Origin of the sequence: Streptomyces sp. KR55, assembly GCF_052245645.1 — a bacterium.
GTDB classification, from domain to species: Bacteria; Actinomycetota; Actinomycetes; order Streptomycetales; family Streptomycetaceae; genus Streptomyces; species Streptomyces flavusporus.
The window spans coordinates 1-10,270 of sequence record NZ_JBQQCE010000360.1 but is presented as its reverse complement, the minus strand read 5'-3'; the positions used below and the strand labels follow the sequence as shown (position 1 = coordinate 10,270).

Below are 10,270 nucleotides of genomic sequence, written 5' to 3'. Positions count from 1 at the left end.
GCACATCCACGGCGGCCGCTACTACGTCGACGGCATCCTGTGCGACGCGAGCCGCCCGGCACCGGGCACACCGGTGCCCGACGAGGACTCCCAGGAGCAGGAGAGCGAGCAGCCGCCCGCGCACTGGACGTACTGGGACCAGCCCGACGGCTTCCGGGACCCGGAGAAGCCCGGCGACCGGCTGCCCTCGCCCGCACAGTCCCCGTTCGTGGTCTACCTGCACGTCTGGGAGCGCTCGGTGACCGCGGCCGAGGACCCGGCGCTGCGCGAGGTCGCGCTCGGCGCGGCGATGCCCGACACCACCGCCCGCGTCAAGGTCGTCTGGCAGGTCCTGCCGCTGTCCCTGGCCGCCCTCGAGATCGAGGAGCCCGACCCGTCCAAGGAGGTCGTCCGCGCCGCCTTCGCCCGCTGGGCGCAGCGCCGGTCCGCCCCCTCGGCCCGCCTCGCCGCCCGCAGCGAACGTCCCGACCACGCCGACGAGGACCCCTGCCTGGTCAAACCCGACGCCCGCTACCGCGGCCCCGAGAATCAGCTGTACCGTGTCGAGGTGCACGCCGGCGGCGAGGCGAAGGACGCCACCTTCAAGTGGTCCCGCGAGAACGGCTCCGTGGTCTTCCCGGTCGACGAACTCGACGGCACCTGGGTGCAGTTGGCCACCCTCGGCCACGACGAGAAACTGGACCTCGACGTCGGCGACCACGTCGAGTTCACGGACACCGCCCACGCCTCCCGCCTCGAACCCCTACCTCTGCTCCGCGTCGAGGAACTCGACCTCCCCGGCCGCCGCGTCCGCCTCTCCGCCGAACCGGCACCGGGCGTCGGCCGCCTGCCCCACCTCCACCCCTTCCTGCGCCGCTGGGACCACCACGAGGGCCCGAAGCGCAAGGGCCGTACGACCGCCCTGCGCGGCGGAGCCGTCCCGGTCACCGAGGGGGAGTGGCTGCCCCTGGAGGACGGCGTCGAGGTCTACTTCGCCAAGGGCGGCAGCTACCGCACCGGCGACCACTGGATCATCCCCGCCCGCACCGCAACCGGCAGCGTCGAGTGGCCCGCAGACCCGGCCCGCCGCCCCCTGCTCCAGGCCCCGGCCGGCATCGCCCGCCACTACGCCCCGCTGGCCCTGATCAAGGGCGAGGGCAGCGCGGTCGATCTGCGCCTCGCCTTCGGCCCGCTGGCCAGCAGCATGCCGGCGGCGGACGAGGCGACGCTCGCGGCGGAGGACCAGGCCCGCCGCGAGGAACTGGCGGCCGAGTCCGATCCCTCCGCCGGACGGTCGCAGACCACAGCACAGGCGGAGGCCGCCGTGGAAGGAGACGAGTGATGGCCAAGCCACTGAGCGCGTCCAAGATGGTGGAGATCCTGCGCGCGGAGGGCCTGACGGTCCACGAGGTCCGCAACTGGCGCAACCACAACCGCAACAGCAAGGGCCCCTGGGGCCCGGTCAACGGCGTGATGATCCACCACACCGTCACCTCCGGCACCGCCGCGTCCGTCGACATCTGCTACGACGGCTACTCCAGCCTCCCCGGCCCCCTCTGCCACGGCGTCATCGACAAGAAGGGCCATATCCACCTCGTCGGCAACGGCCGCGCCAACCACGCCGGGCTCGGCGACAGCGACGTCCTGCGCGCGGTGATCAACGAGACGAAACTGCCGCCCGACAACGAGGCCGACACCGACGGCAACCGGCACTTCTACGGCTTCGAGTGCATCAACCTCGGCAACGGCAAGGACCCCTGGCCGGAGGCGCAGAAGGAGGCCATCGAGAAGGTGGCCGCCGCGATCTGCCGCCACCACGGCTGGTCCGAACGTTCCGTCATCGGCCACAAGGAGTGGCAGCCGGGCAAGGTGGACCCGCGCGGCTTCACGATGGACAGCATGCGCAGGCGCATCGCCCAACGGCTCGGCGGCAAGCCCCAGGCGCCCGACCCGAAACCGCAACCGCAGCCCAAGCCGACGTACGAGCCCTTCCCCGGCAGCGGCTTCTTCCACGTCGGCCAGAACTCCCCGGTCATCACCGCCATGGGCCGCCGCCTCGTCGCCGAGGGCTGCAGCCGCTACGAGGAGGGCCCGGGCCCCGAGTGGACAGAGGCCGACCGCCGCTCGTACCAGGCCTGGCAACAGAAACTCGGCTTCAAGGGCAAGGACGCGGACGGCATCCCGGGGAAGGTGAGCTGGGACAAGCTGAAGGTGCCCAACTCGTAGGAATCTGGACGATCTACGCGGGGCCGGTGCCGGTCGGTGGATGGGCCGGCCGCACCGGAATCCGCACGTCCTGCTCAGGCAGCGCAGGCAGTGCCGTCTCCTGCAGCCACGCCCTGAACAGGTCGTCCAGTGGTTCGGCGGCGAACCGTGCCGCGTGCGCGGTGAACGTCGCCGTCGTCACGGCACCGCCCCGATGCAGCCCCGCCCAGCCCCGCAGCATCCGGAAGAACGCCTCGTCGCCCAGCGCGCAGCGCACCGCGTGCACGGTGAGCCCGCCCCGCTGATACAGCCGGTCGTCGAACATCAGCTTGCGCCCCGGATCGGCCAGCTTCAGATCCTGCGGCTTCCCGGCGAGCAACCGGTGCGCGGCCGCGGCGTGCTGCTGCGCCGTCCGCCCGCCCGACCGCTCCGACCACAGCCACTCGGCGTACTTCGCGAACCCCTCGTTCAGCCAGATGTGCCGCCAGTCCGCGATGGACACACTGTTCCCGAACCACTGATGTGCCAGCTCGTGCGCCACCAGCCGCTCCGAACCCCGCGCCCCGTCCACATGGTTGGCGCCGAACAGCGACAACCCCTGTGCCTCGACGGGGACGTCGAGCTCCTCCTCGGTCACGACGACCGCGTACCCGTCGAAGGGATACGGCCCGAACAGCTCCTGGAACAGCTCCATCATCGCCGGCTGGCGCGCGAAGTCCCGCGAGAACTCCGGCAGCAGATGCGCCGGAATGTGCCCGTGCTGCGGCACACCGCCCGGCCCCGGATCGCCCAGCAGCACCGTCTGGTACTTCCCGATGGACAGCCCCACCAGATAGCTGGACGTCGGCGCCGACTGCTCGTACACCCAGGTGGTCGTCGAGGCCTTCGTCGTCCGGGTCAGCAGCCGCCCGCCCGCCACCACCGCGTACGCGGACGGCGTGGTGACCGAGATCTGGTACGACGCCTTGTCGGCCGGCCGGTCGTTGCACGGGTACCAGGACGGCGCCCCGACCGGCTGGCTCGCCACCAGCGCCCCGTCCGCCAGCTCCTCCCAGCCGAGTCCGCCCCAGGGGCTGTTCACCGGCTTGGGGTTGCCCGACCAGTGCACCTCCACGGTGAACGCGGCCCCGGCCCGCAGCGGCTTGGCGGGCCGGACCCGCAGCCGGCCGCCCCGGTGGGTGTAGTGCGCCTGCCGCCCGTCCACCCGCACCCGGCCGATCCTGAAGTCGGCCAGGTTGAGCTGGAACCCGGCGAGCGCCGCCCGCCCCGCTATCGCGTTGATCCGTGCCGTGCCGGCCAGCCGGTTGGGTCCCGGGCGGTAGTCCAGCGCGAGTTCATAGCGGTGCACCCGGTAACGGGGATCACCGTTGCCGGGGAAGTACGGGTCCGCTCCCACGGACTGCTGAACTGCCACTGCTGCGTCTGCTCCCTGCGCTGTGCTCGTACGACGTCCCTCGCCCCCCGTCGCCGTAAGAGCACTCAGCGGCGCCATGCCTCGATCGGGTTGCCCAGCCAGCGGGTGTCGTCGGGAACGGACTCCGCAGCCATCACCAACGACGCGGGACCCAGCGTCGCACGGGCCCCGACCGTGCTGCCGGGCAGGACGATTCCGCCAGGACCCAGCGTCGCGCCCTCACGGAGAACCACAGTATCCGTCCGCAAGATCCGGTCGTGGAAGAGGTGCGTCTGCAGCACACAGCCCCGGTTCACGGTGGCCGCGTCCTCCAGCGTCACCAGATCCGCCTCGGGCAGCCAGTAGCTCTCCACCCAGGCACCCCTGCCGATCCGCGCCCCGAGCCCGCGCAGCCAGGCCGTCATCACCGGCGTACCCGGCACCGACCCTGCCAGCCACGGCACGGCCAGCACCTCCACGAACGTGTCCGCCAGCTCGTTGCGCCACACGAACCCGCTCCACAGCGGATGCTCCCCGCTGCGGTGCCGCCCCACGAGCACCCACTTCGCCACCACGGAGACCACACCCGCCACGACGCCCGCCGCGAGCAGCACCAGCCCGCCCAGCAGCCACGCCCAGCCGCCCAGCGCACACAGCGCCGCCACCGTCAGCACGGCCAGCCCCGCCGAGCAGAACACCGGCACGATCCGGCACAGCTCCACCAGCCCACGCGCCCACAGCAGCCGCGCCGGCGGATCGTACGTCCGGCTCCGGTCCCCGTCGGCCGCACTGCGCGGCAGCTTCACCGGCGGCAGCCCGAGATACGAGCTGCCCTTCTTGGCCTTCTTCGGCGTCGCGGACAGCACACCCACCAGACCGCCGTCCGGCACGCTGCGCCCCGGCGCGGTCATCCCCGAGTTGCCGAGGAACGCCCGCCGCCCGATCTCCGCGCGCCCGATCCGCATCCAGCCACCGCCGAGCTCGTACGGCGCGGTCAGCGTGTCGTCGGCGAGGAACGCGCCCTCACCCACCGTGGTCAGGCTGGGCAGCGCGAGCACCGTCGACACCTCCGCACCCCGCCCGATCCGCATCCCGAGCAGCCGCAGCCACACCGGCGTGACCAGCCCGGCGTACAGCGGAAACAGCGTGTCCCGGGAGCGGTCCATCAGCTGCGTGACGGTCCACGCCTGCCAGCCGGTCCGGCTGTGCGTGGGATACGTCCCCTCGCGCAGCCCCAGGTTCAGCAGCCGTACGGCGACCAGGATCAGCAGCGCGTACGCCAGCCCGAAGGCGAGCGTCGCCGGCACCAGCGCGAGCGCGGCCCCGCGCACGGCCTCGGCGAGCCCGGCGTCCGGGCCGACGAACAGGCCCGCCACCAGCAGCGCGACAGCGGCCGAGGCCACCGGCAGCGCACTCAGAGCGACGCCGGTCACCCCGTACATCACCCGCCAGTACGCACCCCGCCCCGGCCGCTCCTTCGGCCAGTTGCGCTTGGCCTTGCCGAGCTTGACCGCGGGCGCACCCGCCCACCGCTGCCCGGTCGGAACCTGCCCGGCGACGGCCGAACCGGGCGCCACCTCGGCCCGCTTGCCCACGCGGGCGCCCGGGAAGAGCATGCTGCGCGTGCCGACGACGGCATGCGCACCGACCTTGACCGGCCCGATCTCCAGCCGGTCGCCGTCCAGCCAGTACCCGGACAGATCGACCTCGGACTCCACGGCCGCGCCCCGGCCCAGCTTGAGCATGCCGGTGACCGGCGGCAGCGAGTGCAGGTCCACGTCCGGTCCGACCTTGGCGCCCAGCGCCCGCGCGTACCGCTCCAGCCACGACCCGGTCAGCGAGGTCGCCCCACTGACCTCCGCCAGCCGCTCCGCGGCCCACAGCCGCAGATGAACGCTCCCACCGCGCGGATACCGCCCCGGCTGCACACCGCGCAGCAACAGCCGCGCCCCGCCCGCGGCGATCCCGAGCCGCCCCGGCGGACTGAAGAACAGCACGGCACCGGCCCCGACGAGCCACCAAGGGGCGGTCGGCAGCCAGGAGTAGGCGGTCAGGACGTTCCCGAGCGCGGCGAGTACGACGGTCCAGCGCAGCCCGAGCAGCGTGAACAGCGGCACGAGCAGCAGCAGCTGGACGAGCTGCGCCCGCCGCGGAACCGGCGCCACGACCCGCGCGGCCCCGTCGTCCTGCGCGGACTCCTCGAGCCGGCGGGCCAGTTTGCGCAGCGTGGGCTGCTGATAGATGTCGAGCACCGCCGCGCTCGGATAGCGGGTGCGCAGCCGCGTCGTGAGCTGAGCGGCGGCCAGGCTGCTGCCGCCGATCGCGAAGAAGTCGTCGCCGGCCGCGCCGACCGGGATGCCGAGGACCTCCGTCCACTGCTCGGCCAGCCAGGCCTCGGTGCCGTACAGCCGCTCCGCTCTGCCACCGGTCTCCAGCCCCTCCAGGGGCCACGGCAGCGCGTTCCGGTCGACCTTGCCGGACGTGCGGGTCGGCAGGTCGTCGACCGGCGCGAGCAGCGGCACCAGCGCCGCGGGCAGCTCGGCCCGCAGCCGCTCCACCGCCGCCCCCGCGTCCCATCCGTCCTGGGTGACGACATAGCCGACGAGGAGCTGGTTTCCGCTCCGCGCGGTCCGCACGGCGGCCGCAGCACCCGCGACCCCGGGCAGCGCCTGCAGGGCGGCGTCCACCTCACCGAGCTCGATCCGCCGCCCGCCGAGCTTGATCTGCTCGTCGGCCCGCCCGAGGAAGACCAGCCCCTCGGGCTCGGCCCGTACCAGATCGCCGCTCCGGTACGCCCGTTCCCACCCCAGCGACTGAAGCGGTGCGTACTTCTCCGCGTCCTTCTCGGCGTCGAGATACCGGGCGAGCCCGACCCCGCCGATCACCAACTGCCCACTGCCACCCATCGGCACGGGCTCCCCGGCCTCATCGACGACGGCCAGCTCCCACCCCCTGAGCGGCAGCCCGATCCGCACCGGCTCCTCGCCGCCCAGCAGCGACGCACAGGCCACGACGGTCGCCTCGGTCGGCCCGTACGTGTTCCAGACCTCGCGCCCCTCCGTCACCAGCCGCTGCACCAGCTCGGGCGGGCAGGCCTCACCGCCGAAGATCAGCAGCCGTACGTCGTTGAGGGCCTCCGGCTCCCACAGCGCGGCCAGCGTGGGCACGGTCGACACGACGGTGATCTCCTGCTCGACCAGCCACGGCCCGAGATCGGCACCACTGCGCACCTGCGACCGGGGCACGGGCACCAGACAGGCCCCGTACCGCCACGCCAGCCACATCTCCTCGCAGGACGCGTCGAACGCCACCGACAGCCCCGCCATGACCCGGTCCCCGGGCCCGATGGGATCCTCCGCGAGGAACAGCGCGGCCTCGGCGTCCACGAAGGCGGCGGCACTGCGGTGGCTCACGGCGACGCCCTTGGGCTTCCCGGTCGACCCGGAGGTGAAGATGATCCACGCGTCGTGCTCGATGCCGGGCCGGCCTGCGGGAGTCCCGGACCGCCCGCCCACGGTCACCTCGTGCCCGGTCCCGATGACGGCCCGTACGTCCGCCTCCCCGAACACCAACTCGGCCCGCTCGTCCGGGTCCTCGGCGTCCACCGGGACGTAGGCGGCACCGGCCGCGAGCACGGCAAGGATCGCCACGTAGAGATCGTTCGTGCCGGACGGAACCCGCACCCCCACCCGGTCCCCGAGCCCGACCCCGGCCGCCGCGAGCCGGCCCCGCAGTCGCTCCACCTCCACGGCCAGTGCACGGTAGGTGAGACGCGTGGCGCCGTCGTCCAGGGCGAGTTCGTCCGGGTAGGCCCGCACGGACGCGTCGAAGACGTCGACGAGGGTGCGCGGGGAGGCCGCCGGCCCTCCGGAGAAACGTGCCGTATCGCCGAACCCCTCGCGGATCTCTTCGTCGAGCAGGCCGAGAGCACTGCTCTCGTGTATGGCTGCCATCGGGTCCTCGCGTCTCGATCCCGGAAGCCTCCGGGGCGCTGGCGGGCCCGCAGGTCTGCCTGGGGTTGTCCGGCTCCAGCTCCGTAACAAGCCGGAAATTTTAGTACGACGTCAGGTTTCCCGTTGCTCGGCGGCCACTTGGGGGCGCCGTTCGGGGTGCTCGCGGGCAGCCGGGCGTACAGCGTGACCTCGGGAGACCTCGGGATCTTCGCGCCGGGGGAGAGATGGCCCACACAGCGGGCGGTACACACAGCCGCCGGGGCACCGGGAAAGCAAAAGACCCCTGGTGAACAGGGGTCTCGTTGGTGTCCGAGGGGGGACTTGAACCCCCACGCCCGATAAAGGGCACTAGCACCTCAAGCTAGCGCGTCTGCCATTCCGCCACCCGGACAAGGTGTCTGTCGCGCTGGGTTTCCCCCGCGGCGACGACGTAAACATTACCAGGCTTTCGAGGGTGGCCGATCACGCCCCGTGCGTCCCCGGGGCGTCGTGAACGCCGTGTGACGGGCCGGGACCGGTCTTGGGGCGCGACCCGCCTCGGGGGGAGGATGAGGGGGACCACCAGCGGCGACTGCGGGAGGAAACAGCGTGAGCCAGACGGGCACGACCGAAGGCGTCACCGGCCAGGACGAGGTCGTCGACCTCTGCCGCGAGCTGATCCGGATCGACACCAGCAACTACGGCGACCACTCGGGGCCGGGCGAGCGCAAGGCGGCCGAGTACGTCGCCGAGAAGCTCGCCGAGGTGGGCCTCGAACCGCGGATCCTGGAATCCCACCCGGGCCGCGCCTCCACCGTGGCCCGCATCGAGGGCGAGGACCCCTCCCGGCCCGCGCTGCTCATCCACGGGCACCTCGATGTCGTCCCGGCCAACGCGGCCGACTGGACCCACCACCCGTTCTCCGGCGAGATCGCCGACGGATGCGTGTGGGGCCGAGGGGCCGTCGACATGAAGGACATGGACGCGATGACCCTCGCGGTCGTCCGCGACCGGCTGCGCACCGGCCGCAAGCCCCCGCGGGACATCGTGCTGGCGTTCCTGGCCGACGAGGAGGCCGGCGGGACCTGGGGCGCGCGCCATCTCGTCGACAAGCACCCCGATCTGTTCGAGGGTGTGACCGAGGCCATCGGCGAGGTCGGCGGATTCTCCTTCACCGTCAACGAAAAGCTGCGGCTCTACCTCGTCGAGACCGCCCAGAAGGGCATGCACTGGATGCGGCTCACCGTGGACGGCACCGCGGGCCACGGCTCGATGACGAACAACGACAACGCGATCACCGAACTGTGCGAGGCCGTCGGACGGCTCGGCCGGCACAAGTGGCCGGTGCGGGTCACCAAGACCGTGCGGTCCTTCCTCGACGAACTCTCCGACGCGCTCGGCACCGAGCTCGACCCGGAGAACATGGACGAGACCCTCGCCAAGCTCGGCGGCATCGCCAAGATGATCGGCGCCACCCTGCGCAACTCGGCCGCGCCCACCATGCTCGGCGCCGGCTACAAGGTCAACGTCATCCCCGGCCAGGCCACCGCCCACGTCGACGGACGGTTCCTGCCCGGCTACGAGGAGGAGTTCCTCACCGACCTCGACCGGCTGCTCGGCCCGCGCGTGAAGCGGGAGGACGTGCACGCCGACAAGGCCCTGGAGACCGACTTCGACGGCAAGCTCGTCGACGCCATGCAGAGTGCGCTCGGCGCCGAGGACCCCATCGCGCGGGCCGTGCCGTACATGCTCTCCGGCGGCACCGACGCCAAGTCCTTCGACGACCTCGGCATCCGCTGCTTCGGCTTCGCGCCCCTCAAGCTGCCGCCGGAGCTGGACTTCGCCGGCATGTTCCACGGGGTCGACGAGCGAGTGCCGGTCGAAGGGCTGCAGTTCGGCGTGCGGGTGCTCGACCGGTTCATCGATGCGTCCTGAAATGGCCCGCTGAAACGACACTTCCAAAATCGCCCGCGTGTGCCGTTCCTGACCGGCAGGAGTGAACGCGCTCATCAGGTCGTAGCCCTATTAGTTCCTCCTCGTTACAGGTGATGCGATCAGCTGCTTGTGATCGCTTTGCCAACAAGGAGGAATAATGATCAAGAAGGTCGTCGCTGCTGCGGCTGCCACCAGTGGGCTGGTTCTCGCGGGCGCGGGCATGGCCGTCGCCGACTCCGGTGCTCAGGGTGCTGCCGTGCACTCCCCGGGCATCGCGTCCGGCAACGTTGTTCAGGCTCCCGTGCACATCCCCGTGAACGTCTGCGGCAACACGATCTCGGTGATCGGGCTGCTGAACCCCGCCTTCGGCAACACCTGCATCAACAAGTGACGCTGCCTTTCTGAGGTCCGTCCATGCCGTCGGTCCCGGAGCGCCACATGCGCTCCGGGACCGACCGGTCTTTTCATGTTGGTCATGAGGGGGAAGGCAGAGATTCAGCAATGCGACAGATCACCCGCAAGGGCCTGATGACCGTGGCAGCCGCGACCGGCGTGATCGCCGCCGCAGGCGCTCACGCCCACGCCGACTCGGGCGCGAACGGCTCGAGTTCGAACTCGCCGGGAGTGCTCTCCGGCAACACCGTGCAGGCGCCGGTCCACGTGCCGGTCAACGTCTGTGGCAACACCGTCAACGTCGTCGGGGTGCTCAACCCGTCGGCCGGCAACTCCTGTGCCAACCACGGCGGCGGCAACGACTCGTCCGGCGGCCACGGCGACACGGACGGCTCCGGCGCGCAGGCAGGCGGGCACGCAGACGGCTCCACGG

The 10,270-nt window shown here is 71.9% G+C and carries 7 protein-coding genes and 1 tRNA gene; 5 read left to right on the top strand and 3 right to left on the bottom strand.

Annotation, left to right across the window (positions count from 1 at the left end):
- A partial coding sequence (locus ACTWQJ_RS37425; RefSeq protein ID WP_443310902.1) for a DUF6519 domain-containing protein occupies positions 1-1,321 on the top strand: 1,321 nt, incomplete at its 5' end.
- A complete protein-coding gene (locus tag ACTWQJ_RS37420; RefSeq protein ID WP_443310901.1) occupies positions 1,321-2,205 on the top strand; it encodes a peptidoglycan-binding protein in 885 nt (294 codons plus the stop codon). The genes ACTWQJ_RS37425 and ACTWQJ_RS37420, both read left to right, overlap by 1 nt.
- Positions 2,206-2,218: 13 nt before the next feature.
- Here the strand turns inward: ACTWQJ_RS37420 and ACTWQJ_RS37415 are convergent, their stop codons facing one another.
- The 3 genes from ACTWQJ_RS37415 to ACTWQJ_RS37405 form a co-directional block, all read right to left on the bottom strand.
- Complete coding sequence (locus ACTWQJ_RS37415; protein ID WP_443310900.1) at positions 2,219-3,598, bottom strand: M1 family metallopeptidase; 1,380 nt, start codon at positions 3,596-3,598, stop codon at positions 2,219-2,221.
- A 65-nt stretch (positions 3,599-3,663) separates the two neighbouring features.
- A complete protein-coding gene (locus ACTWQJ_RS37410) occupies positions 3,664-7,530 on the bottom strand; it encodes a Pls/PosA family non-ribosomal peptide synthetase (RefSeq protein WP_443310899.1) in 3,867 nt (1,288 codons plus the stop codon).
- A gap of 303 nt (positions 7,531-7,833) precedes the next feature.
- A tRNA-Leu gene (locus ACTWQJ_RS37405) sits at positions 7,834-7,921 on the bottom strand.
- Between the two features lie 197 nt (positions 7,922-8,118).
- On the opposite strand from ACTWQJ_RS37405, the gene ACTWQJ_RS37400 reads away from it, so the two are divergent.
- The 3 genes from ACTWQJ_RS37400 to ACTWQJ_RS37390 form a co-directional block, all read left to right on the top strand.
- Entirely contained in the window at positions 8,119-9,444 is a 1,326-nt protein-coding gene (locus ACTWQJ_RS37400) for a M20/M25/M40 family metallo-hydrolase (protein WP_443310898.1), read from the top strand.
- Positions 9,445-9,601: 157 nt separating this feature from the next.
- Complete coding sequence (chpH, locus tag ACTWQJ_RS37395; RefSeq protein ID WP_443310897.1) at positions 9,602-9,835, top strand: chaplin ChpH; 234 nt, start codon at positions 9,602-9,604, stop codon at positions 9,833-9,835.
- A 110-nt stretch (positions 9,836-9,945) separates the two neighbouring features.
- Positions 9,946-10,270 (top strand): chaplin (locus ACTWQJ_RS37390; protein WP_443310896.1); only part of this gene is annotated, 325 nt, incomplete at its 3' end.